Raw genomic sequence first — 25,378 nt, 5'->3', positions numbered from 1 at the left:
GATTTAATAAGTTAATATTCGTTGAGCCTGTCCCACCAGGTCTTTTTGAGAATAAAGACGATGATGAGCAGCAGCACCGTGTTGATCAGCAGCGGCAAGCCCAGGCCCAGTACGATGTACATGGGCAGCAGCGTAAGGCATAGCTGCGCGATGATCCCGAGGATGATGTTGAACGCATTTCGGCGAAAGTTCCGGTTGCCGGTAAAGGCCGGATCATCCTTTAACACGGCCCGATGGACGGGTCCCCACAATCCCCAGGGACGCACCGTCCGATAGAAGTTCTTCAGCGTATCGGCGTCTGTCGGCGGTGCGGCATAGGAGCCGGCGATGGAACCGGCGAGCGATAAGAAGAAGAGGACGGGCCAGTAATACAGATCGAGTCCATGGAGCACCCCGTAGGCCTTCAGCACGGCCAGGGCGATGGCGGGCAGAATACCGGCGAGCATTCCCCAATAGAACCCGCGGGCGTTGAAACGCCACCAATGCCATTTGAGCAGATTAGAGGCGATATAGCCGCCATAGAGCCCGGAGACGATCCATTGCAGGACGGTGTTGACATCCCGGACGAAGAGACCCAGAACGATACCGGTGATGACTACCGCCGTGCCGGCCAGGTAATTCATATAAATAGTCCGGCGGTTCGAGGCCCCGGGGTTGATGTATTTTAAATAGATATCGTTGACAAGATAGGCCTGGGCCGCGTTGAGAGTCCCGGAGAAGGTCCCCATGAAGGCGCCCAGCAGACCTGTCAGGACGACTCCCATCAGGCCTACGGGGAGGAAGCTGTTGATCGTGGCCGGCAAGATCTTTTCGAAATCCGTTCCCCCGGGCGTTTGCAGATCACCGCTGATAGTCCGGTAATAAAGGAGCGCCAGTACCGTAAGCCCGATGATCATGGAATAGCGGATGGGCAGCAAAATGATGGATACAAAGCCGCTCATCTTGCTGGCCTCTTCGGGACTTCGCGTACTGAGCACCTTTTGCATATCGTAGTTGGGGGCCGGACCCGCGAGACTCGCGAAGACCCCTTTGAACAGCATCATCATAAAGAACAGGCCGAATAAGGAGAAGCCATCGTCGGCGATTTTTTTGTTAGCGTCATCGACGAGCCCTTTCCAGTCGAGATCGAGCCGCCACCCAAAGAAGGGATCGAGCCAGCCACGGGGAACGGCAATAGCATTACCTGGTTGATGCAGCCGCTGCATTGCAATGATGGCGATGCTGACGCAGGCTACCGTCATGAGAACATATTTAATGACATCTCCCAGCACGATGCTGTGCATGCCGCCGAGGACCGAATAGAACGTTGCGAAGAGGGTAAAGACGATGCCATAAAAATGCGGGACGTATTGAATGGGCACGTGAAAAGGGACATAGTCCCTGACGCTGTCCCAGGGGATAAAGATCTGCATGAATTTCCCGAGGCCGACAAATCCATAGGCCATAAATCCAAGACAGCTCAGCAATGCGAAGGCGACGACAATATTGTGCGAGGACCGGATCCCAGGTCCGGAGTGGCCAAAGCGGGTGGCGAGCCATTCTGCGCCGGTGGTGGCGTTGGAACGCCGGAGCCAGCGGGACAGGTAGACCATCAGGAATACCTGGTTGAACACCGGCCAGAGCCAGGGTATCCAAATGCTCTTCAACCCATAAACAAAACAAAGGCTGACCATCCACATCGTTCCCGAAATATCGAACATATCGGAAGCGTCGCTGAGGCCAAGCATATACCAGGGCAGCGACTTTCCTCCCAGCAGGTAGTTGACCTTATTCTGACGGGCCTTTTTACGAAGGACCCAACCTATGACCACCATGGTGACCAGGTAAGCAACGAGGATGGCGAGATCCGGTAATCGCAGTTTCATTTATTATTGATAAAGCTTTTCCTTTGTCGCCGCCTGTTGGAACAGGACGCGGGGTGAGGCGTGAAACCGGACAAAGTCGGGAGCGGAGGCCTGACCGGCGAACGGCACATAGAACTCATGATCACCGCCGGCCTCGTCACCGGCATTGCGCCAGGCCATGATATAGGCAAGACGGTGTTTCTCCAGCACGGGCAGGAGGGTCCCGGTCCACCAGCTGCTATCGGGTAACCCGTTGTAGCCAAACTCCGTCAGCGCGGGGATCTTGCCGTGCTGCGCGGCGATGGTCTCCAGCATCGTGAGCATGGTATCGAATGCTGGGGCAAACTCCGCATTACTTTTCCGCTGGTAGGTATCGAAACCTGCGATGTCAACCCAATCATCGCCGGGATATCGTTCGAGCCAGGCTTCGGGTGTGGCAAAATTGTCGGTATTGTAAGCATAGAGCAGGTTGTGCAATTGCTTTTCATCCCGGAGATACGACACGGTAAACCGCCAGAGCCGTTTTAGCTCGTCCGGTGTGCAATGATTGGCGCCCCACCAGAACCAGCTGCCGTTCAATTCATGAAAAAGCCGGAGGATCACCGGGATATTCTCACCCTGATCGCCTTTCAGACTTTGCAGAAAGACCGCGACCTTATCGAGCCAGCTTTTATACAGTGCGTTCTTTTCGCCGCCCGGAAGAATGGAAGCGACGGTTCCGGGTGCAGGCTGCCAGGCCGTACCGCCGGTGAGCGGGTTGTTGAGATGCCAGCTGATGGTTATCACCCCACCGCGCCGGTAGGCTAACCGGATGAACTCCCGCATCTTATCAAAGGGCACGCTGTCGAGGTTGACGGGGTGATCGAGCTCGGTGCGACCCAGCTCCCAACCATAGAGCCCGGGATAGTCGCCGGTGACATCCCGGACATCGCTGCGGCCGGGCACATATTTCCAGCCGACCCCATAAGCGAGGTCATCCTGATGGCCGAAGAGAAAGCCTTTTTGCGGCAGGCCTTTGAGGTGCCGGTAGAGATGGATCGTCTCCGCTGTCGCCTTTTTATCGACAGGCAGGTCCTGCGCGTCGATTTTCAGGGCCAGGGGCAAGCAGCAAATCCACAAAAAAAACTGTCTCATGGGAAGACAAGTTATCCCATTTTCAGCGGCCTGAGTACTACTTTATTATCCGTGTTTGTTCATTTTCGACAGGCCAGAACCCGTATCTTTAGTTAACTTACAAACGAACCCGGTTGCTATATGAGTGCGAATATTATCCGTGAGATCACCCCGCTGACTCAAAATGACTGCTTTACCATATTCTCCCGCGTCAAAAGAGAGTTCAGCTTTCCCTTGCACTATCATGAAGAACTTGAGTTAAACCTGATAATCAATGCAAAAGGCGCCAGACGTATTGTCGGCGACCATATCGATACGATCGACGATGTCGAGCTGGTCCTGGTGGGACCCAATCTTTATCATGCCTGGTTCACGCATCAGTGCAGGAGCGAGGAGATCCAGGAGGTGACGATCCAGTGGCATAAGGATCTTTTTGAGGAAAGCATGCTTCGCCGCAATCAGCTTAGCTTTATCCGCAACATGATGGACCGGAGCCAGAAGGGCATCCTGTTCTCCCGCGAAGCCGCCCTGACCCTGGCGCCGCGCATCCTTTCGCTGAACCAGAAGAAGGGGTTCGACTCGGTGCTGGAGCTGCTGTCAATCCTGCATGACCTGTCGATCTCGAAGAATATGCGGACCCTGTCGGACGCCTCCTTTACCAATCAGCATTTCACTTACAACAGCCGGCGGATCGAGAAGGCCTTCGAATACATGAACAACAACTATGACAAGCCGATCACGCTGGGCGAGGTAGCCCGGCTGGTGAGCATGACGGAAGTGAGCTTCAGCCGATTTATCAAAAAACGGACGGGAAACACCTTTATCGACAGCCTGAACGAGATCAGGCTGGGACATGCGTCGAGGATGCTGATCGATACGACGCATAGCATTTCGGAGATCTCCTATCACTGCGGATTCAACAATATCTCCAATTTCAACCGCATCTTCAAGAAGAAAAAGACCTGCACCCCGAAGGAGTTCAGGGAAAATTTCAATTCCGGGACAAGAGTATTCATTTAGATTTCAACAGCCACCGCGCTCTTTGCGTGCGCGCTTTGTGCGACGAGGTCCGCATCCGGTCTCGACTCATCGGTGAGCGCCACCTTGCCTCTATCCTTGCGTACGACGCGGGAGTAGAGGGAGATCTCCTTGTCGAAAAGGAAGCGGAAAAATAGAACGGTCCAGGACTTATGCGACACGAGGCTGTCGTAATAACCGGGGGCCGTCTTTTTTATCTGGGGCAATTTGTTCCAGGGAATGGAGGGAAAGTCGTGGTGTTCGTTGTGGTAACCTACGTTGAACGCGACTGCATTGAGCACGCCATAGTAGCTAAAGGTCTCCTGTATCTCATCATGCGTAAGATAGTGTTCCTGGATCCAGCGGGCGCCGAGGGGATGCAACCCGACGGAGAAGAAAAAGCTGGCCAGCAGGTAGATGATCGCCTTCGGTCCGAGGAAGAACCAGATAGCGGCGATGAAGAGGGCTTCGGCGCCCCAGTTGATGGCCACCCATTTGTCGAAGGGCTTTATCTCGCGGAGCCGGGAGATGCGGAACACCTGGAAGAGGGGGTAGAACAACAGCCAGATGATCTTCCCGATGAAAAAGTTATTGATCAGCTTCGCCTCCCAGCGATTGGGCAGGTCGGCGTCAAGCTCATGAACGCCCTGGAAGGAATGGTGCTTTATATGATATCTTTCGAAGGAAACGGAGCTGGGGAACAGCTGGGGAAGATTGGCCAGGATGCCGGAGAGCCGGTTGGCGGCGCGGCTTTTGAAAAGCAGGTGGTGCGCGCACTCATGGATCATCACGAAGAGAGAGTGGTCGGCAAAGGCGCCCAGCAGGTAGGCTGCGCCGAGAACGATCCACCAGGCGCTGTCTTTTACCAGCCATGCCATGGCCACCTGGAACAGCACGAGGCCCAGGACAGCGAAGAACGTATACTTATTCTTTCCGATAAGCTTTCTGATCTCCGGATGCTGCTGAAGGATTTGCTTGGTACGGAGCCGATGCGGCTCGGGTTTTACGGAATGAACAAAATCGGTTCTCTGTGACATAGTGATAAAACGGTGATTTATACAACAGTGGTGAAAATACTAAAAAAAGCTAACATATTGACTATATGGTACTGGATGCGTATCTTGTTTCCCAAATTCGATACCCATGAACATCCGAAAACTCTTCTCCGGAGGGCTATTTCTTTTGACCGCTATGGTCACCCAGGCACAGCCGGATACGGCCAGGATCTCCCAGAAAGCTTTGATGTATGCCGACAGTCTTGTAAAAACCGATCGCTATGGGAACTGGCAATCCTATGCCGATCTCGCCCCTGCAAGCGTCATCAAATACTATGGCGGCAAGGACGGCTATATCGGCCATGTCCTGTCCATGCGCGGCTTTACTATGAGCGCGATCGAGGAAGATGCGCCTTCCCTGCAGCTGGAGACGCTGGTAACCAAGAATGACCAGTGGCAGTGCGTGATCCGGCTCTCCCGCTATTTTCACAAGGACGATAAGAAGTTCCACTTAGTCACCAACCTGATCGCCCAGTCCCGGGATGAAGGTGAAACCTGGCGAATATTCGACGTCAATTACAATACGGTGACCAATATGATCCTGATCTTCCCGGATATCATGGATATGCCGTTGAAGGCAACTTCGATCCTGAGCGAGGAGCAGGAGCTGGCTCAGCAGCAGGCCGCGGCCAATGCGGCGGCGCCGGCCGGGAAGAAGGCCGTGGCCCGGAAAAAATAGGTTTTTAAGTGGTTTACCAAGGTATTTTTAAAGTAAGTTCCTAAAGCATTAATAACCAATAGACCAATTTCTTGAATTGCCGAATAAGGGATGTATTTTTGGTTTTTCATAGGATAAGGTTTAATGGTTAAAAACACTTTGATTAGTACGCCCCGGGTATTCTTACCTGGGGCTTTTTGTTTTGGGCCGGCGGTGCCCTTTTTTGCTTTGGGCCGGCGCCGACTCCGCCTTTTACGGTTTGCGCTTTGTTAGCCCCATATCCGTCAGCCAATTAGCCATCATTTGCGGAAAGGCCTTTACGGCCGCCAAATTCGATCTGTATCCCATATTAAATCCATGGTTCCCACCGGAAAGGATATGCGCTTCTACGGAGGCATGAGCGGCCCGGTATTTTTCGAGGATCGTGACCACGGGTGTGGAGCAGCAGGGATCGTCGTTGGCAGCGATGAGAAATGCCGGCGGTGCGTCGGAGGGAACGATGTCGGGGACACCCAGCGGCCCGGGATAGACGAGGAGCTGGAAATTCGGTTTCCCGTCGAGCCGGTCGATCGGATCGGGCGCCTGCGGATCGCCTTTGCCGGGCGAATAGGCGATGATGTTAGCGACCTCACCGCCGGCGGAAAAGCTAAGGGTCCCGACCCTGTCGGGATCGATATGCCATTCGGCGGCGCGGCTGCGCACCAGCCGCATCGCGCGATACGCATCCTGTTTTACCTCGCGGTCAAGACTGTATAAATTGCTGTCTTCTCTGAACAGCCGGTATTTTACGATAAATGCTGCGATCCCAAGACTGTTGAGGTATCGCGCGGGGTCCCGGCCTTCCGCATTGAACACCAGCAGGCGATGACCGCCGCCGGGAAAGATGACGACGGCGGCTCCCGTTGCCTTCTCCTTCGGCGGGAGATAGACGGTAATGCTGGGATTGTGGATATTCTTTACCCAATAGTCTTTCGCTTCCTCGGGTTCGTTGCGTTTGCTTTCGAATCCGGGAGCGCCTTTTGGCCACAGCGGGATCTGGCGGGCGATTTCCTGTGCATTGGCTGCAGCAGTGATGCAAATAAGGAGGGCGATTGTCAGGTGTTGCATAAATGATTGTTTATGTGCACTGAAGATACGCATTTGCAACGGCGTAACAATCTAACGGTGATAGGTGAAACTACCGAGGTTGCCGCTCTTCACAGGAGGAGGACCGTCTATGAAACTAAAGCAACCGATGGACCCGGATCGACTACCGGCGAGGGGCAACGTGCTAGTATCTTTACTCCATCAAATCAAACGAAGCGCTTGCTTCAACGAAAATGAAACACACTCCACGGGGTTGACGACAGGAAACCTCATAAAGAAGCCCTGATCTGCGGCTATCTCTTCCCGTTTTTCGACATACTATCTAACTAACCGATTATGAAAAAGATTATCGGAGTGGCCATCATTGTGCTCACTCTTGTCCTGGCTGTCATCTATCGTCAGCTGACGCGGCGACCCGTAAAGGAAAGACCGGATCAGGCGCTCGTTACCGCTTTGTCATTACTCACAACCATTTAAAACAATCACTATGGCCAACATTGGCAAAAAGATCCTCTCTGCATTCGTAGATGTCGGAGAGGAAAAGGCGCCTGCGCCGCTTCCGGCAGCGCCGGTACCGACAGCGGCTGCAACGCCGGTGAATCCGGCAGCCGGCGACCAGCGCTTCGCCGGGTATTTCGACAAGCTCTTCAGCGACACGAACATCCCGGGACCGGATTACTATGAATTCGCCCGGATGATCGTCGCCATGCAGGCGATCGCCGATGAACGGGCGAGGTATGCCGCGGCCTTTGCCGGCTTGCAGGTACAGGGACTCGACAAGGAAAAGCTGTTGAGCACCGCCAACGAATACCTGCGCGTGCTGACGACGGATGCGGATCAATTCCAAAAGACCGTGGACACTGCCATGCAGGAAAAGGTCCGGCGCCGAAGTACCGAAGCCGAAGAAAAGAGCCGGCGGATCGAGGCCCTGTCAAAGGAGATCGGCGAGCTGCAACAGCAGATCGGCGCGTTGCAAAAAGAGGTCGCGGAGGCAAAGGAGAAGCTGGACGTCAGCAGCAGCGGTTATACCGCCGAGAGCGAACGCCGCAAACAGCAGATCCTGGCCGACATAGAAAAAATAAAGCAATTCATTAACTCTTAAATACTCAATGACCATGAACACGCTAATGCAAAAAACGAAACAAAGTCCCGGCTGGTGGAGCGAACCGAAGAATATCGCCACGGCGGTTGTCGGACTGTCTCTTGTCGCGGGATTAGCCTACGGGTTTGTCACCTATGTGCTGCCCTGGCTGATATCGGTGACCTGGAGTCTTATCAACCTGGTGATCGGCGGCGTCGTCTGCGGATTCCTGTTGATGCTCGTCTCCAACCGGAAGTTCTGGCGGGCGCTGAAATACCTGTCGGAGTTCCTCGCCAACTATTCCATTGGGCTGGCCATCGAGCTGAATCCCTTCAATATCCTGCAGGCGAAGATCGACCAGGGATATAAGGACCGGGACACGCTGTATAAACAGTCGGGCCGGCTGAAGGGCAAGCAGTCCGAGCTGATGGACAAGCTGACCGAAAAGGAAAAAGAGCTTCAGCTGAATATCCAGAAGGTGAAGATCCTGCAGAATGAAGGCGGCAACCAACGCCAGGTCAACCTGTACACGAACAACGTTCTGCGTTGTCGCGAGTATATCGACAACGTCACGCCGATCGTGGCGGACCTGAACAAGCTGATCCGGTTTGCGGACGCCGCCTATGAGGAAAGTGGGATCATGCTCGAGGACGCGAAGTTGGATCTCGAGGCCAAGAAGGATCTGTATTACTCCGTGACCACCGGTTTGTCCGCGGTCACCAGTGCGATGAAGGCCTTCAAGGGCGACGACGAGCTGAACAGGGACGCCGAGAAGGCGCTGGCCCTGCTGAAAGTGCGCATCGGCGAGAAGATCGGGCATATCAAGTCGGCGATCGACGTGACGTCCCGGTTCATGGACGACCAGGTACTGGAAGACAAGGCGAAATCCGCGCAGGCGATCGAGCTGATCAACAGGTTCGATCTAGGCAAGGACTTCCATTACGCGGGATCGGCGCTGAAGGATGGTGCTGAGAGAGGCCACCTGAAGGATGTGAATGTGACCGATCGCTATAAAGACTTAATTAATTAACCTCTTAAAATCCACTTATATGTCAGTAAAATTGAAACCCGCCGGTAAATTATTGATCATCGCCATTGTCGTTACGGGTGGCGTCCTTAGCGTAAGATGGTACCAGGGAAGACCGAAAGAGGCCGGGAAGGCCATAGAGGTGGGCAAGGTTGCCCTGCCCGACGCTCCCGAGGCTTCGTTGGATAACAAAGCCGTGCTGCTGCCACTGCCTGCCGCCACGGAGGCCATCAACGGCGGTACCCGCATCAGCTGGGAGCGGATGGCCTGGAACGCCCAGTTCTCCGGGATGTACGCCAACGGTGGCGTACGGACCACCAAAGGTTCCTTGTTCGACAAGGCGCATCTCGATGTGAGCTATCTGCGACAGGACGACTGCAACAAGCAGATGGCCGACCTGGTGAAGTTCGCCGGGGAGTATAAGAACAACCCGAATACCCCGGGTGTGCTCATCTCCTTTATGGGCGACGGGATGCCCGCCTTTATGACCTCGCTGTCGAAAAGCCTGGAGTCGCTGGGTCCCGAGTACCAACCGATCATCCTGCCGATCGCCCATGGTAAATCCTTCGGCGAAGACCAGGTGATGGGTCCCGCTTCCTGGAAACAGGATGCGCACAATGCCATCGGTCACTGCGTGGCCGGGGTCTTGCGGGACGGGGACGTGAACATCCTCCTGAAATGGGCCGGTGATAACGGGATCAAGGTGAACCCCGATGAGACGACCTATGATCCTGAGGCCATCAACCTGATCGCCGCCAACGACTTCCTGGATGCGCCGAATAAGTATATCACGGGATATACGGAGAGCAGGAAGATCATCGCCAACGGCAGGACCACGGGCCGTGATACGACGGTCGGCGTGGATGCGGTTGCCACCTGGACGCCGGGTGACGTCAATGTCGCAACGAAGAAAGGTGGGCTGGTGACGATCGCGAATACCCGTCAGTATGCGTCGCAGATGCCGGTACAGACGATCGCGATCCGCAAATGGGCCTATGACCATCGCACCGATATCGAGGAGATGATCATCGCCCTCGCCCAGGCGGGCGACCAGGTGAGGTCCTTCACCGAGGCGCGAAAATTTGCATCCGAAGTAAGCGCTGCCGTTTACCAGGAACAGAATGCCGCCTATTGGCTGAAGTACTTCAACGGGGTCGAAGAGCAGGACGCACAGGGCCTCAAAGTGCATCTGGGTGGTTCGGCCGTCTTCAACCTCGCCGATATGGCCAATATCTATGGCCTTGGCGAGGACAAGGTGGACCGTTATAAGGCGGTGTACAACACCTTCGGTAACCTGATGGTGAAGATGTACCCCGCGCTGATGCCCAGTTTTATGCCCTATGAAAAAGCCGTGGACAAGTCCTTCCTGCTGAGTGTGATCTCCAATCACCCCGAGCTGCTGGAAGGTAAGGCGATCGAGACGAAGTATGCCAATGAGATAACGGAGGCCGTCTCGTCGAAGTCCTACCGTATCGAGTTCGAGACGGGTTCCGCGGTGATCCGCGCCGGATCGTACAAGATGCTGGATGAGATCTTCCAGTCGGCCGTCGTTGCCGAAGGCTTGAAGATCGGCGTGTTCGGTCATACCGACAATAACGGTTCCGACGAGGTGAACGGGCCTTTGTCCGAGAAGCGGGCGGCGGCTGTCAAGGACTACCTGGTACGGAGGGGATTGAAGGAAGACCGTATTGAAACGCGGGGGTTTGGTTCTTCTGAACCCGTTGCTGACAATTCGACCGAGAGTGGTCGAAGCCGCAACCGTCGCGTGGAGATTGTTCTTGGTGACTGATCGGCCACGGGCCGATCGGCCGAAGGCCAATCATGAATGCTTTGCAAACGGGGGACCGCGAGGTCCCCCACTATTAAATTTCTAATCATGTTTAAACCCTTTTCAATCCTAAGCAAATCTGCAGTTCTCCTCATGGTGGTCGTCCAAGTGCTCTTTGTTTTGGTCCTATGGCAACTCAGTCCGGGTGGACTGATCCCTGGTCCCCTGCGGGTGTTGGAAGCCCTGGGAAACCTGTTGTCGGGCCGGTTGTTGTATGACAGCCTGCTGACCAGCCTCATCCTTACGTTCAAGGCCCTGGCTTATTCGCTTCTGTTGACCCTGCTGTTCAGCTATCTTTCGGTGCTACCCTTTTTCAGGCCGGCGGCCGAATTCATCGTGAAGTGCCGTTATCTGACCCTTACGGGGCTGATCTTTATTTTCACGTTGCTGACCAGGGATGGAGGCGCCCTGAAGCTGTCGTTGCTGGTGTTCGGCATCGTGCCGTTCTTCACTACTTCGTTCTTAACGGTGATCCTCCGTACGCCGGCGCAGGAGTTCGAGCTCTGCCAGACCCTCGGCTATGGCCGCTGGGAAACGCTGTATGAAGTGATCGTCATCGGCAAGGCCGACCAGGTGTTCGAGGTCGTCCGACAGAACTTCGCCATCGCGTGGATGATGATCACGATGGTGGAGGGACTCAACATGAGCGAAGGCGGGATCGGAACCCTTTTGATCAAATACAATAAGTACAACGATCTGTCTCACGTGCTGGCGTTGCAGGCGCTGATCTTCGGACTGGGGCTCTGCTTCGATTATGGGTTAGGACAGCTGAGGCGATGGTTGTTTGCTTATACAAAAATCTAATTTATGACATCCTATATCAAGAAAGAAGTATTGTTACAGGCGAAGGGAGTTTCCCTTTGCTACGGTGAAAAATGCATCCTTCGTGACGTCCATTTTTCTATTCGCGACATCGTCCGCCCGGGCATCCGGCAGGGACAGGTAGTCTCGTTGGTGGGACGCAGCGGTATGGGTAAGACCCAGCTGTTCCGGCTGTTGTCGGGCCTGCAAAAGCCGACGGCGGGGAGTATTACGCTGCGCGAGCGGAAACCGGCTGAGGTGGGGAATGGAGTGATCGAAGTATGGCGGGAGCGGCCGGTACAGGCCGGGGATATGGGCGTTATCTTTCAGAACTATTATCAGTTCGGATGGCGGACCGTAAAACAGTCGCTCTTGCTGGCGGCGCGCCGCAACCCGGCGTTGGCGGGGAAGCAAGAGGAGGCGATCCGCGAGTATGCGAACCGGTTTGACATTGCCGATGTGTTGCAGCAGTACCCCGGCCAGCTCTCCGGCGGGCAGCAGCAGCGGGTCAGCATTATCCAGCAGTTACTGAAGGGAAGCAATTTTCTCCTGCTGGATGAACCCTTTTCAGGTCTGGATATCTGTGTGCTCGAAAAGGTGACGGAGCTGCTGTTGCAAGTCTCTCTTTCCGACGAGCTGAAGACGCTGATCATCGTGTCGCATGACATCGCGACGGCGGTGGCCATTTCCGATACGGTGTTCATCCTGGGGCGTGACGCCGGCGGGGAGGGGTCGACGCTGGTACGCGAGATCGATCTGATCGAGCGGGGTCTTGCCTGGCGGAGCGATCTGCGGGAGGACAAGGTGTTTTTGGACACCCTGGCGGAGATCAAAGACTGCTTGTAACGGCCTTTCCGGCGCGGCCGGGACGCGCTTAGAGCTTGAACAGTGTGCGGATGCCGCCCCAGGCGATCTGCATGCCGATGCAGAAGACGAGAAAGGCGCTTAGGCGGTTGACGATCTGTTCCCCGCGGGGTCCCAGGCGTTGAATAAGCCGGGCCGTATTGGCGTAGCAGATGTAGATCAGCACGCAGATAACCAGGATGGCCACGAAAAGGGCGGCGAGACTGAGGACATGGTTGAGGATGTCCGTTTCATCTTCATGGGTGGCAAGGGTCAGGATGACGGAGATCGTGCCCGCGCCGGTGGACATGGGAAACGAAATAGGATAGAAAAGGAGGCTGTCGATATCCCCCGGTCGCCTGACCGGCTGAGCGGTCTCTTTTTCTCCCTTCACCTGGTCGGTGTTGAGCAGTTGCCAGCCCATGCGGCAGATGAGTACGCCCCCGGCGAGCTGTACGATGGGAATGGAGATACCGAATAGCCGCATGATCCAGCTGCCGATCAGGGCGGAGACGATACAAATGGCAAAACAATAGAGGGCGATCCTTTTTGCCGCACGCTTCCTTTCCGGGAAGGTAAGATCGCCGAGGAGGGGATCGATGATAAAGGCGGAGCCGACGGGATTGACAGCCGGGAAGAGGGAGAGAAACCCGATAAAGACCGTATGCAGGAAAGGAAGATCGAAACGCATAGACAATATTACGGTAAATTGTGGCATTCAATCTCAGTCATGAAAAGAAGCCTGTTGTATCTCTTACCGGTATGTTTGGTGATGGCCTGCCACTCCTCCGACCCGAACCTTCCGCATGTCGTTATCCAGACTCCGGCCGGCGACATCGAGATCGAGTTATACCTGCGGCAGGCGCCGAAGACCGCGGGCGCCTTTCTTTCCTATGTCGATTCGGGGTTTTATAAGAATGCATCTTTTTACCGGGTGCTGAATGAGGACAACCAGACAACGGGGTCGCCCATGTCCAACCTGATCCAGGGCGGCATCTGGAAGACCAACCACAACAAGGCCGTCAGCCTTCGGGGCGTGCCTCATGAGCCGACCAATCAAACCCATATCCAGCATACCGACGGCGTCATTTCGCTGGCCCGGGACAAGCCGGGGAGCGGCACTACGGAGTTCTTCATCTGCGTGGGCAAGCAACCGGGATTTGATTTTGGCGGCGAGAATAATCCCGATGGCCAGGGCTACGCCGCCTTTGGGAAGGTGGTCAAAGGGATGGATGTGGTGCGGACGCTTTACGCCCGGCCGGAGAGCAACCAGTCATTCACGCCGCAAATACCCATCTATAATATAGCCAGAAAATAAGGCAGCCGGGCCCGTTTTTTGCCTAATTTTAAGGCAGGATAGGAACTAACCGTTATTTGTATCGTATGGTGGCACGATTCGGCCGGATCATACTCCGGACAGTAGTAGGATTGCTTATATTTATCGTCATCCTGCTTCTTGTGTTTGACAGGCTGGTGCAGTTCCGGATGGATGATCGGGAGCTGACCTCCTGGTTCCACGACCGCCACCTCGAACCCAAAATCGCTTATTATCACGCGAAGGGCCGGAAGATCCGGTATCTAACGGTGGGGGACAACAAGCAGGCCTCCGTTCTTTTTATACATGGCGCGCCCAGTTCCCTCAGTTATTGGAAAAGCTACCTCGCCGACAGTGTGTTGCTGTCGAGGGCTACGATGTATGCGGTGGACCGGCCGGGGTATGGGTACAGCGGGCTGGCCGATCCGATGCCGTCGATTGCCGACCAGGCAGCCGTCATTCACCTGATCCTGGACAGTCTTCGTAAGGCGAGCCATCCGGTCGTCCTCGTTGGAGTCTCGTATGGCGGGCCGATCGCCTGCCGGCTGGCGATGGACTACCCCCAGCTGGTGGACGGTCTTGTGCTGGTGGCGCCGCCGATCGGGCCGGGGCTGGAGAAGATCTTCTGGTTTACCTATCCGGTCGAGAATCCTGCGGTCCATTGGTTTGTCCCGCGGATGCTGCAAACCGCCAATCAGGAGAAAATACATCACAAGGAAGAGCTGACGAAGATGCTGCCACTCTGGGGCCGGATCCATGTTCCGGTTATCTATTTACAGGGCGAAAAGGACGGGCTTGTGGATACGACGAATGCCGGCTTTGCCCGGCAACATTTGAAAAATGCCCCCTTCCTGGATATCCGGATGATCCCGGGAAGAGGGCATTTGATTGCTTTTGCGGAAAAGGACCGCATCGAAAAGGCGATCCTCGATCTGTTGGATACGACGGAGGCCCGCAAGGCTGTGTTGCCCGTGAGGGCTGGTCACCCTTAGCCATCCATCCGGACGATCTTCGGGGTGAATCGCCCGACGATGTCCACCAGGTCCTGCTGCGACTGCATGACTTCCCCGATGTTCTTGTACGCCTGGGGCGCCTCATCGAGTCCGCCGCCCATCAGCTTCACTCCATGTTTTTCGAGCGTCTCTTTCAGCAGCTCGTGCGTGATCGAATTCATCGCCGCGGTACGGCTCATCTTTCGACCCGCACCGTGGGCCGCCGAAGAAAGGGAGGCTGTCTCACCCCGGCCTTTGACGATATATCCCGGCGCGGTCATCGATCCGGGGATGATTCCCAGCACGTCCTTTCCAGCGGGTGTCGCTCCTTTCCGGTGGACGATCCGTTCCACACCCTCCACTTGCTCCTTCCACGCGAAGTTGTGGTGGTTCTCCACGCGGCCGATAGGCTTCCGGCCCAGCTGGGTCGCGAGCTTCGCATGGATGATATGATGGCAGGCGGATGCATAGTCACCGGCCAGGTTCATCGCCATCCAGTATTCGATCCCTTCGGCTTCGTCGAGTCCCAGCCATGCCAGGTTGTTCGCTTCACCGGGAAGACGCCGCTTTTGCCTGGCGACGCGTGTATAGTGGTTGGCAATAGCCGCGCCAAGGGCCCTCGATCCGGAGTGCGACAGCAGGCCCAGGTAGATACCGGGTTTGAGACCCAATACCGGGTCGGCTTCATCGATCTCCACGGTTCCCCATTCGACGAAATGGTTTCCCGAACCCGAAGAGCCCAGCTGCCGGGCAGCCCGGCCCTGCAGGCCTTTCAGGAGGGGGATCTCGTCGAACTCGGCACGGTCGAGGACCTCGTGTTCGCTGCTCTGCTGGAACTGGCGTCCACCACCGAACAAGGTAGCCTCTTTCAGCTCCCTTATGAAGTATTGCTCCTTTTGGATCAGTTCCTTCGGGTCGATATCGAACACCGAAAGACACATCCGGCAGCCGATGTCAACTCCAACGCCATAAGGGATGACCGCGTTCTCCGTCGCCAGTACGCCGCCGATCGGCAGGCCATAACCGGCATGCGCATCGGGCATCAGCGCCCCGGCTACCGCCACGGGCAGCTTCGCCGCCTGGTACATCTGGTTCATGGCCGACTGCTCGATATTCTGACCGCCGAAGACAGTAAAAGCGACTCCCGTTTGATTCAGGGAGACCTCGGCGCCTTCCGGACTTTGCTTCGGCAACAACTGTTGCGCGATGAGCCCCAATACCGCATCGTTTGCATATTCCACGGGGGCCGCGAGGACCTCTCTCAGCAAATTCATAACGACTTCCTCCTTTTCGAACTTGTATTCTTTTTCCATGATATTCATCGCGATGCTGATCACCGGTCCTTCCGGATAGCCCAGCGCGCGGATATCTTTTCCTCTCAATTTTAATTTTGCCATTGTTTGTTATTTTCCGCCGACGAAGATCTGCTTCAGCTGATCGATCAATACTCCATTGCCGTTCACGCTGATAGCGGTGATCTTTTCGGCTATCTTTTCAACGTATTCCAGCTCCTTCAATTTAAGCAAGGTTGGGTTGTCTTCCAACAGCTTTGCCGTATTCAGCAGGCTCCGGGTGCTGGCGGTCTCTTCCCGCCGCAGGATGATATTGGCCTGCGCCTTTTTCTCCGCGACAAGGACCTGGTTCATGATCTCCTTGACATCACCCGGCAGGACGATATCCCGGATACCAAAACCTGCGACCTTTACCCCGAGGGTATCGGCCTCGGTCGCAACCTTTTCCAGCACGTAATTTACAACGGCCTCCTTCTTCTCGAGCAGCTCGTCGAAGTTGAGCCCCGTAACGTATTCCCGAAGTGCGAGCTGGAAGGCGACATACAGCTGCCGTTCGTATTCCTTGTTGCGCAGAAGCGCCTTTTCAATATCTACCACCTGGTACCGGGCCCAGGCGTTGATCCGAAGGGAGGCCTTATCCCGCGTCAGGATCTCCTGCCCGTTGAGCTCTGCCTGCTGCAACCGCGTATCGACCTTGCCGACGAAGATCGCGATGTTATTCTTCCACCAGCAGTAAAAACCGCTTTCGAGGATCCTTTCGTATTTACCATCCACGAACAGCACCGCCTTTTCATAAGGCTCCACGCTGGCGGTCCGGATATAGCCCGCGACCAGCTTACCCGTCAGGGTTGCCCGGTCGATGTTCTCGGTGATCGCGATCTTGCCGGTATCGGCTTTTACGAACCCGTAGTCGACGATCCCTTTCCAGAAAGTGTACCGACCGGTGGTAAGAACTTCTTTCAACAGGCCGTTCTCGTAGTGCAGAGCGATCTCATTTTCCATTACCTCCACGACGTGAAGCTCGTTCCGGAGTTTTTCATCCTTTAACAGGATATTGAGTACGACGGGCGGATTAAAAGGCCTGGTCCGATCGTAGATCTTTACGAACTCGGTAAGACCGATCCAGTGGGTGCCTTCGGTAAGCGTCCGCCGGTAGACCCCGTTCTTAAACACCAATCCGACGTGGTAGGTGTTGATCACTACCCTTTTCATATTTTCTTTTTTTTCTGTTTTTTTAATAAAGCCGGTTGCACCGGCCCATCGATGGTTGCGGAGACGGTTGGGGAGGGCCCTTCCCGTTTGCGTCTGCAAAGCAGCCATCGAAGTGCTGTTGGAAACCGCGTACTATATGGCCGTACGGGTTCCCCTGGCCGGCCGGTGGTCCCGGCTTTTGTCTTTTCGCCATTTTTTGGGAAGCGGCGGACTTCCTTCCTCTGCGTTATCAGTGCAGTGCTCTACCGTTGAGCTAACCGATACGAGTCGGTATGGGATTCGAACCCACAACCCCTTGGTTGGTGGAATATGTTCCGGGCTGCAGGATACAGAAGGCTATTGCCCCTGCACTGCCGGGCTTTATGAGACCCTGGCCGAAACGATATACCTCGTTTCTCCCTTGCGGGAATCTCTTTATTATCCGATCAGCCTTTTTCGCGACTGGCTTTTATTACGCCAATACCGGCGGCGTCTCCACGTGATGGCGCCTGAACCCGACCACCTCCATCCGGGGCGCAGCATGCTGCTTCTCGTGCTGGTTGGTGATCTCGGCGACGGTCATCGGCTTATTGATGACCGTCTTGAATCCCAAATGATCGCTCAGGCGTTGGGATTTGCCGACCGACAACTTGCTGAATTCGTACTTCGCGATCAGCCGTCCCTTTCTCATCAGTGCCTCATCGATCAGCGTCAGCGAGTTGTTGAACGTACAGACCACCTGGATATTCAGGAAGTCCGCCAGCAGGCCGTCCGAGATATTCAGCAGGTTGGAGACCGAGGAACCGGCGTTGCGCTTTCTGTCCATGATGACGTTCTCGGCGTCTTCGATGATCAGCACGGTGTCCGGGTTGTCGACCAGCAGCTCGATGAAATCCGGGTTCATCAGATCACCTGCGAGGGAAGGCGCAAGGAAAAGCACCCGCTTCTTGATCTTGCTGATCAGGTACCGCAGGTAGGTCGTCTTTCCTGTGCCCGGCAGGCCGTGCAGCAGGACGATGCCCTTGTCCTTTTTCTTTCCGAGGCGCTTGCGGATCAATTGGTCGACCTCGAGGAAATCTTCGTTGTAGAAGAGTTCCAGGTCCAGCTTGGTGCGCTTGATCTCCATAGGTTTCAGATCAAGCCTGCTGTTGACGGCAACGATTAGGTTGATTTCCAGCGGTTCGCGTCTGTTCCTCTCCCTGAACCGGTAAACGGTCTCCGTCGCTTCACCGATAAATTCCTGTTGAGTCCCGTTGTGCCAGATCTCACAGTAGTTGCTTTCGAACAGAACGACCGACTCGTTATCCATGACCACCAATGTCCGGTTGAACTGATATTCCTTTCGCTTGTCCTTATACCACTGATATTGATGAATCCGGGCGATGCGATGACTGAATTTCTCCTTAAAGGCGGCGAGAGCCTTCTCCGCGTCGAGACCACGGATAAAACTCACGCTTGGCAACTGATTGAAGCAATACAGATAAAGCATCTTCGCGTCCAAAAAGTGATTGCTGAACAAGCTGCCGGCGTTGATCACCCGTTGAGAATATAAATTGTCCATTGTTATTCTTTTTTATTGAACCATTTTATTTGCGCAGCTCGAGCTGGCGAAGGCATGCGGTTTGGCCCGGAAGGAGAATCCCATTCCGTGGATATACCCCATTGCCTCCCGCAGCGCGTCGTTGCTTTTGAACTGTGGATTGGTGTTGATGTCGGCATGGATCTCCATGTCGACATCGTACAAGGTGAAAAGCCGGCTGAGGGAGTACGCAACTTCGATACTTTTAGCGACTTCCATCAACATCCTCTCCTTGATGCTCAGCTTCCTGCGAGTCGTTTCCGGGAGGACGTACATGAATCCACCCTTGCCTTTCCGCAAGAACACGATCACCGTGGCGAACTGCGTGCAAGCGCCTTTCACCTGGCTATCGGTGCCGATGCATACCTTGAGCGTGTCGCCCTGCCTTTTTTCCTTGACCAGGACGGAGCGGATCTCATCCTCGATGGGGGCTTTGATCCGGGTGCCGTCGGGTTTCTGCCAGTGCTGTTTTTGTTCCATGGCTGTTCTTTTTGGCGGCGCCCCGAGGAATCGAACCTCGATTGTCGGTCCTTCAAACCGATGCAGTAGAACCATCTCTGCCAGAGCGCCGTTCTTTTGTTGGCCCACCGGGAGTCGAACCCGGAACCCTCGCATTAAAAGTGCGATACTCAGCCATTGAGCTATGGGCCATCTCTCTTATTTGCCGGTTGTCCCCGGGAATCGAACCCTGATTTCCTCATTCACAGTGAGGCACTTTACCGGTTAAGCTAGAGACAACATCCGCGGTTCGTACGGGAGTCGAACCCGTGGCGCCAGATCGACAATCTGGGATGTTACCGTTACACCAACGAACCATAAAAAAAGCCCGGGCTGGCGAGACCGGGCTTTGCTTGCTGCGTGTCCAATTATTTGGACACCCACCAACCTATCCAAGGTCTCTTGTATGGACGTGACCCGCCCCTGCGGAAATTCCGCCGCCAGTCCAGCCCGTGAATGATCGTTTTATGCATAAGGACACAAAAAAGCCCCGCAAGTGCTTGCGGGGCTTGTATTTATAAGCTTTGACTATACGTTACTCTATAGCAAAACATGCCCCGCGAACGGTATAATCCTCTATGGGACTAAACCGATTCAGTGTTTCAATATGTTTGCGCATGTTTTGCATCTTTAGATTTCTTTAACAGTGCAAAGATGGTAATAATTTCCGGTTCGCGCCAAATTTCCGTGAAACTATTTTTTTATTTAGTAATTTCAGAGTGGCCTCTTGGGCTATTGCCAAAGGACAGCATGGGAAAGCTTTCATTACTCCATCTTTAAAATTGAAAGCTATGAAGCTGGCTCTATTCCTTTCGCTGTTGCTGCCCGGTCTCCTCTCCACCGACAACAACCAAACATTTATCAACCCCACGGGTACCTATACCCTGAAAGGAGAAGTGCACGACAACAAGGTCGTCACCCATTCCGGTGAAATAAGGGTCAAACTGTTGCACCACGAACTGCTGACTCTTTGCTTCTTTATCGACAAGGGATATCCCGGTTATGAATCCGGGACCCTGCTCGACACGCTGCGCTATGAGGACGACGCAGCCACCTATGTCTCGAAGGACTCCAGCTGTATGCTCCGCTTCTTTTTCAAACCCAACGGTGTGGAGCTCATGCACGTTTTCACGCAGACCAACGGCGGCGACTGCGGCTTTCCACCCGGAGTCCTCACGGGAGCCTTTTTCCGAAAGACCTCTTCGGGGGTGCCCTTGATCCAGGACCTGTCGGCATTGCGAAACACGACCCGCGACTAAGCGGCCACCCGCACTCCGCGGCCAGCCCTTCACCGAGGGAAGACCCGGTCAGGCAAGGTTATCGCTAAATACCCGAACTTTGCTCAATGGTGAATGTAGAAGGAACATCGGCAAAGGGAGATTACCTATTCTATTCCTGCTATTCCGCGGCCAGCCGCGTACAGGAACAGTTTGTCCATGACCATGCGCTGACCTTCATCCTCCAGGGAAGTCTTGATTTTTATTTGGGCAACCGGCATGTGACCTATCACCAGGGTGATATTGTATTGGTACGCCGGAATCAGCTCGCGAAGGCTACCAAGATCCCACCGGATACCGGTGGCGCCTTTAAATCGATCAGCCTCCATCTTTACCAGGACCTGTTGCGGAAGTTCAGCCTGGAAGACGGACTCCAGGCTTCGGGACCCTGGCAAGGAGAAGGCATTGTCCAGCTGAAACCCGACGCCTTTGCCAAAAGTTTCGTGGATTCATTGACGCCATACATGTCGATGGACGAGGGCTCATGCGACGATTCGCTGGTTCAGCTGAAGGCAAAAGAGGCCGTGCTCCTGATCCTTCGTCTCAGCCCCGCCGCAAAAAACCTGCTTTTCGACTTCAGCGAACCGGGCAAGATCGATCTCGAAGGGTTCATGAGCCAACACTACACATTTAATGTCGAGATGAAACGGTTTGCCTATCTCACGGGCCGCAGCCTGGCCACGTTCAAGCGCGACTTCGAGAAGATCTTTCATACTTCTCCGGGCAAGTGGTTGCAACAAAAGCGCCTGGCCCAGGCCTATTATCTGATCAAGGAAAAGAAACGGAAGCCATCGGATGTCTATCTCGAGGTCGGATTCGAAGACCTCTCGCATTTCTCCTTCGCTTTCAAAAAAGAATTTGGCAAGGCTCCGTCACTGTTAATTTAGCACCGGGGCGTTGTGCAAGGGATTCTATAATCTCGGTTTCCGCTCGTGGCCGAACAGAATATAACCAACTGTGAAATTCCAGTCCTCGTTGCCCATGTTCACATAGGTGGTGTGATACTGCCGGATGAATCCACGCGTCCAGTTTGCCGAGATCTGCAACTTTTTCCATTGAACGCCCATCAAGATGTCCATTCCGGCGTCAAGGGAGGAGACGTTGCTTTTTCCCAACGTGTTATTAGAGAAGTCGTCCGAAATATGGACCTTGTTGTTGATGGGATACTGACCCGGAACATAATTATTGGTCGAGTTATCGTAGCCCTTGTAGTAGCCCTTTTCCGTACCCGAGAGGTTCTTGGCGATAAAGGGGCCGAGACCCGCGAAGACCTTCCATTTGGTATTGATGCGGTAGGTATACAGCAGATTGACAGGGAGGCGGACCGTGTTGACGTCCAATTTTGTATCGGAATAGCCGGTTACGAAAGAACCCTGATTGACAAAACCTTTTGACTGCCCCAGGTGCGCGCCGGTTGTCGCAAACATAAGCGCCGGTTGGAGCACGAGTCCGGAATAGCCTAAGTCGTACTCAGCAAAGATCCCGGCCTGCCAGCCATTCTTTGCCATGGTGAACTCCGCCGCGTCAAGGCCCTCATAGCGATTGTTCTGCCAATAGGTGAGCGCGCTGAAAGAACCCTGGACGCCAACACGGAGCTGAGAAAAACCCTCAAGAGATGCAAGACATAAAATACAGATCAATAATTTCTTCATACGTATCTGTTGTGTGTGATCTTTAGGACCGGCAAACTAGTTCTTTTGCTGCAATGTGCTGAAACATTAACATTCTAATAACCGGGCAATATACTGATAATCAAGAACAAACCATGACCATTTCGGGATGATTGGGTCAATGGCGAGGCCGAAGGTAGGGCAAAATCACTAAATTGCTTTACACATCATTATGAAAGTTAGATACCTGCCCCTTCTCCTACTCGCGGCTTGCGGCAGCCATCAGGAAAGCCGGCCGACAGAACCTACCCCAGTGACGGCCCCGGTGCCCACCCTCGATTTCAGCGTCGGCTCGGTGTTCAAGCATGATACGACATCGTACACAGAAGGGTTGCTCTTTCACGATCACCAATTGTTCGAAAGCAGCGGTGCAAACCCCGACGATCCCGAGACGCAGCGAAGCATGGTAGGCATCCTGAATATGAACACGGGTAAGATCGACAAGAAGGTAGAGCTGGATAAGAAACGGTATTTTGGCGAAGGCATCGCCTTTTTCCGGAACAGGCTCTACCAGCTGACCTATAAGAACCAGACCTGCTTTATTTACGATGCACTCACTTACAAACGGGTGGACAGCTTCCGGTATCGGAACACTGAAGGATGGGCTTTGACGACGGATTCGAATTCGCTGATCATGAGCGACGGCACAAGTACGCTGACCTGGCTGGATCCAACCACCTATCAGCCCGTCAAAACCCTGGCGGTGACACAGAACGGCGTGGCCCTCGATAGTCTGAACGAGCTGGAATATATCAACGGCTATCTTTACGCCAATCGATATCTCCAGAATTATATCGTCAAGATCGATCCGGGCACGGGGAAAGTGGTAGCGAAGATCGATCTGACCTCCCTCGTCGACGCAGAACACGTAAAAAATCCCGGCGGAGACGTCCTCAACGGAATCGCCTACGACCGGGACAATGATAAGATCTATGTCACGGGAAAGTTATGGTCGGGTATTTATCAGCTAAATTTTTCCCACTGATCTTCTGACTTCCTATGGCCAGCTTCAAGACCTTCCAAACGTTCAATGACCCGGGGCTCGCGTCGGCTATCGCCGACAAGCTCAAGGCGCAGCATATCGTTTGTCATGTCGAAAAAGTGGAACCGTTGTTGGAACCCGGCTTTTTTAAGAATACCGTCGAACCGAATATTCACTTAAAAGTACGGGCGACGGATCTCGACCGGGCCCATGAGGTGTTGGAAGAGTATTATGAACACCAGCTGCAGGACGTGGACCCTAATTATTACCTGCTCTCGTTTACGGATATCGAACTGCTGGACATTGTTGCGAAACCGGATGAATGGGGTCATTTCGACTATGTCCTCGCCCGGGAGCTGCTGGCGGAGAGGGGTCTGCCTATTCCGGACGAAACGATCCGGCAAATGAAGCAACAACGTCACCGCCAGCTGGCTCAGCAAAGCCGGGTGGAAAGCTTCCGGGAATTTATCCGACGGGTCTTTCGCCTTCGGTCGCCCGACGACTCCCGTTAATTTCTCACCTCCGAGTAGATTCCCCGATCCATCGAGATATTCAGCCGCTGGAACATCTCCGCCGGGTTGAAGCCTTCCTTTTTGTATTCGGCCTGTACGGCTTCTTTTGCCTTATTGAGGGCATCCATACTCGCCCATTCGGCGACGGTGATGCAAATCAGGTTGCCTTTGTCATCGGGATGCTCATAGGCCACGTCCTTTATAAAGCCCGGCAGGGTGCGCAGGAAGTCGCGGTTGACCCTCATTCGTTCGTGGAATTCGGCGATCCCTGCGGCGGGAATGAAGAACTTATCGATGAACCTCGGAGCCTCGGCGGAAGCTGCGGCGCCGGGGTTAACGGGAACTACTCCCAGTTGTTGCAGGAAGCCCAGCTGATCGGTTTGAATATGCACCCCTTTGACCTTACCATCCCGGCAGTCATAGATGGCCATCCCTTCGTTCGTGATCGACTTCCCCGTTGCCGGGTAGTTTCTGAATGGGCCCATATGCGTTCCCTTCCAGGTCCAGCGCACGGTAACCTTATCATCTGCGCTAACCATGTCCTCGAGCCGATAGTGGATATCGGGGAAGGCGGTGCGCAGCCCCTTGATCTGGTCCTGCAACGGGCCGATGCCTTTCTCGCCGCGTGCGCCCGTGTAGTCTTCGGCGACAAGGTCCTTCAATCGTTCCATCCTTCCTTTGTTGAATACTTCTTCGAACAGCAGACGGACTGCTTCTTTGTTCTTTTCATTGTTTGACATAGTTACCTCCATTGTAGCATTTTGAATGTTCTTTTGTGCCCGGAAAAGGCCGGGCGTTAGGCCCAGGGCCAGCGCCAGGCAAATGGCAGACGGTTTCATTTGTTTTTTGTAAAGTTATTTTGCCCTTACCCCGGGAAATTGTAAAAAAGCATTGATCTACCAGAAGCGGGAGGACTGGAAGAATTCTTTCGGCGAACGGCCGGTGAACAGCCGGAAGTCTTTGATGAAGTGAGACTGATCAAAATAACCTGCCTCATAGGAGGCTTCGGTCAGAGAGGAGTAAGAGGGGAAGTTCTGGATCAGCCCCCGAAGCCGGATAATGGAAGCGTATTGTTTGGGGGTCGAGCCGACAAGCCGCCGAAACCGCTTTTCGAACGGGTCCTTGCTCAGGTAAAGGGAGGAGGCCAGCTTGTCGATACGGATGATCCCATTGTGCTGACGGATCAGCCGGACCGCGTTACTGATGAGGGCGTCCTGCTCTGGATTGACGAGGTGGCCCAGCAAAAAGGCTTCTGCCCGGCGCACGCGTTCCGAGTCGGTGTCTGCTTCAGCCATTTGTTCCTGCAGCCTCTCGAGGTCCTGGCGTAGAAAGAGGTTCTCCGCGGAAACGGACTGGTCGAAGTATTCGTTCGCGGGCATCCGGGTGAAGCCGGAGATGCCGCCTTCTTTGAAGATGATGAGGAAATTGGCGGTTTGCGGCGCGTAGGCGAACTGCCGTACCGATCTGCGGAGACCGGAGATGACGATACCCGGCAGGGTCTCTTCCGCCCTCATTATCAGGCCGCGGTATCGCAGGGACATCGCCAGGGAGGTGTCAGGGATGACCAAACTATCGGTGGCTTCGTCCGTTTCGATAAGGACGAACTCCCTGATAAAAGGCTGCAGGGCGTTGGCCGGGTGGAATCTTTGCAGGCGCATAGCATCTGATCCAGTCAAAAATAACAATTCTGCCTCTGTTTTACTATACAGACAAGCGT

General features: G+C 54.4%; 26 protein-coding genes and 4 tRNA genes. 14 read left to right on the top strand and 16 right to left on the bottom strand.

The window, feature by feature from the left end; translation table 11 throughout:
* Nucleotides 1–11 precede the first annotated feature (11 nt).
* The gene (locus VHE34_RS19710) at nt 12–1,865 is read right to left on the bottom strand and encodes a sodium:solute symporter family protein (protein ID WP_325590802.1); all 1,854 of its coding nucleotides are present in this window, start codon (nt 1,863–1,865) and stop codon (nt 12–14) included.
* Nucleotides 1,866–1,868: 3 nt separating this feature from the next.
* Complete coding sequence (locus tag VHE34_RS19705) at nt 1,869–2,978, bottom strand: glycoside hydrolase family 26 protein (protein WP_325590798.1); 1,110 nt, start codon at nt 2,976–2,978, stop codon at nt 1,869–1,871.
* A gap of 120 nt (nt 2,979–3,098) precedes the next feature.
* Here VHE34_RS19705 and VHE34_RS19700 point away from each other — a divergent pair, with 120 nt between their 5' ends.
* Nucleotides 3,099–3,977 (top strand): AraC family transcriptional regulator, encoded by an 879-nt coding sequence (locus tag VHE34_RS19700; RefSeq protein ID WP_325590796.1) that lies wholly within the window; start codon nt 3,099–3,101, stop codon nt 3,975–3,977.
* Here the strand turns inward: VHE34_RS19700 and VHE34_RS19695 are convergent.
* Complete coding sequence (locus VHE34_RS19695) at nt 3,974–5,011, bottom strand: fatty acid desaturase (protein ID WP_325590793.1); 1,038 nt, start codon at nt 5,009–5,011, stop codon at nt 3,974–3,976. The two genes, VHE34_RS19700 and VHE34_RS19695, sit on opposite strands and share 4 nt — an antisense overlap.
* A 106-nt stretch (nt 5,012–5,117) precedes the next feature.
* Between VHE34_RS19695 and VHE34_RS19690 the strand changes: the two genes are divergently transcribed.
* Nucleotides 5,118–5,708, top strand: coding sequence for a hypothetical protein (locus tag VHE34_RS19690; protein WP_325590790.1), 591 nt, complete (start codon nt 5,118–5,120; stop codon nt 5,706–5,708).
* Between the two features lie 231 nt (nt 5,709–5,939).
* Here VHE34_RS19690 and VHE34_RS19685 read toward each other — a convergent pair whose 3' ends face one another.
* Nucleotides 5,940–6,794, bottom strand: a complete 855-nt coding sequence (locus tag VHE34_RS19685) for an alpha/beta hydrolase (protein WP_325590786.1) — start codon at nt 6,792–6,794, stop codon at nt 5,940–5,942.
* A 315-nt stretch (nt 6,795–7,109) separates the two neighbouring features.
* On the opposite strand from VHE34_RS19685, the gene VHE34_RS19680 reads away from it, so the two are divergent.
* From VHE34_RS19680 to VHE34_RS19655, 6 genes are all read left to right on the top strand, one after another.
* Nucleotides 7,110–7,250, top strand: coding sequence for a hypothetical protein (locus VHE34_RS19680; RefSeq protein ID WP_325590783.1), 141 nt, complete (start codon nt 7,110–7,112; stop codon nt 7,248–7,250).
* A 10-nt stretch (nt 7,251–7,260) separates the two neighbouring features.
* Complete coding sequence (locus VHE34_RS19675; protein ID WP_325590781.1) at nt 7,261–7,875, top strand: hypothetical protein; 615 nt, start codon at nt 7,261–7,263, stop codon at nt 7,873–7,875.
* 13 nt (nt 7,876–7,888) lie between these two features.
* A complete protein-coding gene (locus VHE34_RS19670) occupies nt 7,889–8,884 on the top strand; it encodes a hypothetical protein (protein WP_325590779.1) in 996 nt (331 codons plus the stop codon).
* A 19-nt stretch (nt 8,885–8,903) separates the two neighbouring features.
* Entirely contained in the window at nt 8,904–10,670 is a 1,767-nt protein-coding gene (locus tag VHE34_RS19665) for an OmpA family protein (protein ID WP_325590776.1), read from the top strand.
* A gap of 132 nt (nt 10,671–10,802) precedes the next feature.
* A complete protein-coding gene (locus VHE34_RS19660; protein WP_325590774.1) occupies nt 10,803–11,513 on the top strand; it encodes a hypothetical protein in 711 nt (236 codons plus the stop codon).
* A 3-nt stretch (nt 11,514–11,516) separates the two neighbouring features.
* The gene (locus VHE34_RS19655; protein ID WP_325590772.1) at nt 11,517–12,356 is read left to right on the top strand and encodes an ATP-binding cassette domain-containing protein; all 840 of its coding nucleotides are present in this window, start codon (nt 11,517–11,519) and stop codon (nt 12,354–12,356) included.
* Nucleotides 12,357–12,384: 28 nt separating this feature from the next.
* Here the strand turns inward: VHE34_RS19655 and VHE34_RS19650 are convergent, their stop codons facing one another.
* Nucleotides 12,385–13,044, bottom strand: coding sequence for a MarC family protein (locus VHE34_RS19650; protein ID WP_325590770.1), 660 nt, complete (start codon nt 13,042–13,044; stop codon nt 12,385–12,387).
* Between the two features lie 39 nt (nt 13,045–13,083).
* Between VHE34_RS19650 and VHE34_RS19645 the strand changes: the two genes are divergently transcribed.
* Both VHE34_RS19645 and VHE34_RS19640 read left to right on the top strand, forming a co-directional pair.
* Nucleotides 13,084–13,671 carry a peptidylprolyl isomerase gene (locus VHE34_RS19645; RefSeq protein ID WP_325590768.1) on the top strand — a complete coding sequence of 196 codons (588 nt, stop codon included), beginning with the start codon at nt 13,084–13,086 and terminating at the stop codon, nt 13,669–13,671.
* 65 nt (nt 13,672–13,736) lie between these two features.
* On the top strand, nt 13,737–14,660 hold the full coding sequence (locus tag VHE34_RS19640) for an alpha/beta hydrolase (RefSeq protein WP_325590766.1): 924 nt from the start codon (nt 13,737–13,739) through the stop codon (nt 14,658–14,660).
* On the opposite strand, the gene VHE34_RS19635 is transcribed toward VHE34_RS19640, so the two are convergent.
* The 8 genes from VHE34_RS19635 to VHE34_RS19600 all read right to left on the bottom strand — a co-directional run bounded on the left by VHE34_RS19635 (nt 14,657) and on the right by VHE34_RS19600 (nt 19,537).
* Nucleotides 14,657–16,057 (bottom strand): RtcB family protein, encoded by a 1,401-nt coding sequence (locus tag VHE34_RS19635; protein ID WP_325590764.1) that lies wholly within the window; start codon nt 16,055–16,057, stop codon nt 14,657–14,659. The genes VHE34_RS19640 and VHE34_RS19635 overlap by 4 nt on opposite strands.
* Nucleotides 16,058–16,063: 6 nt before the next feature.
* On the bottom strand, nt 16,064–17,164 hold the full coding sequence (locus VHE34_RS19630; protein WP_325590762.1) for a slipin family protein: 1,101 nt from the start codon (nt 17,162–17,164) through the stop codon (nt 16,064–16,066).
* Between the two features lie 451 nt (nt 17,165–17,615).
* Complete coding sequence (locus VHE34_RS19625) at nt 17,616–18,704, bottom strand: AAA family ATPase (RefSeq protein WP_325590760.1); 1,089 nt, start codon at nt 18,702–18,704, stop codon at nt 17,616–17,618.
* A 12-nt stretch (nt 18,705–18,716) separates the two neighbouring features.
* Entirely contained in the window at nt 18,717–19,202 is a 486-nt protein-coding gene (locus VHE34_RS19620) for a ribonuclease H-like YkuK family protein (protein ID WP_325590758.1), read from the bottom strand.
* A gap of 12 nt (nt 19,203–19,214) precedes the next feature.
* Nucleotides 19,215–19,292 (bottom strand) — tRNA-Phe (locus VHE34_RS19615).
* Between the two features lie 9 nt (nt 19,293–19,301).
* Nucleotides 19,302–19,373, bottom strand: a tRNA-Lys gene (locus VHE34_RS19610).
* Between the two features lie 15 nt (nt 19,374–19,388).
* A tRNA-His gene (locus VHE34_RS19605) sits at nt 19,389–19,461 on the bottom strand.
* Nucleotides 19,462–19,466: 5 nt separating this feature from the next.
* Nucleotides 19,467–19,537: transfer RNA gene (locus VHE34_RS19600), tRNA-Asp, on the bottom strand.
* A 474-nt stretch (nt 19,538–20,011) separates the two neighbouring features.
* Between VHE34_RS19600 and VHE34_RS19595 the strand changes: the two genes are divergently transcribed.
* On the top strand, nt 20,012–20,479 hold the full coding sequence (locus tag VHE34_RS19595) for a hypothetical protein (RefSeq protein ID WP_325590756.1): 468 nt from the start codon (nt 20,012–20,014) through the stop codon (nt 20,477–20,479).
* Nucleotides 20,480–20,565: 86 nt separating this feature from the next.
* Nucleotides 20,566–21,384, top strand: a complete 819-nt coding sequence (locus VHE34_RS19590) for an AraC family transcriptional regulator (protein ID WP_325590754.1) — start codon at nt 20,566–20,568, stop codon at nt 21,382–21,384.
* A gap of 24 nt (nt 21,385–21,408) precedes the next feature.
* Here VHE34_RS19590 and VHE34_RS19585 read toward each other — a convergent pair whose 3' ends face one another.
* On the bottom strand, nt 21,409–22,149 hold the full coding sequence (locus VHE34_RS19585; protein ID WP_325590751.1) for an outer membrane beta-barrel protein: 741 nt from the start codon (nt 22,147–22,149) through the stop codon (nt 21,409–21,411).
* A 190-nt stretch (nt 22,150–22,339) separates the two neighbouring features.
* Between VHE34_RS19585 and VHE34_RS19580 the strand changes: the two genes are divergently transcribed.
* Both VHE34_RS19580 and VHE34_RS19575 read left to right on the top strand, forming a co-directional pair.
* Nucleotides 22,340–23,152 (top strand): glutaminyl-peptide cyclotransferase, encoded by an 813-nt coding sequence (locus VHE34_RS19580; protein WP_325590749.1) that lies wholly within the window; start codon nt 22,340–22,342, stop codon nt 23,150–23,152.
* Between the two features lie 14 nt (nt 23,153–23,166).
* Nucleotides 23,167–23,661 (top strand): hypothetical protein, encoded by a 495-nt coding sequence (locus VHE34_RS19575; protein ID WP_325590748.1) that lies wholly within the window; start codon nt 23,167–23,169, stop codon nt 23,659–23,661.
* Here VHE34_RS19575 and VHE34_RS19570 read toward each other — a convergent pair.
* Both VHE34_RS19570 and VHE34_RS19565 read right to left on the bottom strand, forming a co-directional pair.
* Nucleotides 23,658–24,401 (bottom strand): ester cyclase, encoded by a 744-nt coding sequence (locus VHE34_RS19570; protein WP_325590746.1) that lies wholly within the window; start codon nt 24,399–24,401, stop codon nt 23,658–23,660. The genes VHE34_RS19575 and VHE34_RS19570 overlap by 4 nt on opposite strands.
* A gap of 156 nt (nt 24,402–24,557) precedes the next feature.
* Nucleotides 24,558–25,319: an AraC family transcriptional regulator gene (locus VHE34_RS19565; protein ID WP_325590744.1), complete on the bottom strand. Its 762-nt coding sequence runs from the start codon at nt 25,317–25,319 to the stop codon at nt 24,558–24,560.
* Nucleotides 25,320–25,378 lie beyond the last annotated feature (59 nt).

Source organism: Puia sp., from assembly GCF_035546395.1.
In the GTDB taxonomy this organism is placed as follows: Bacteria; Bacteroidota; Bacteroidia; order Chitinophagales; family Chitinophagaceae; genus Puia.
The sequence above is the reverse complement of the archived record's forward strand: the minus strand, read 5'-3'. Positions and strand labels throughout refer to the sequence as shown.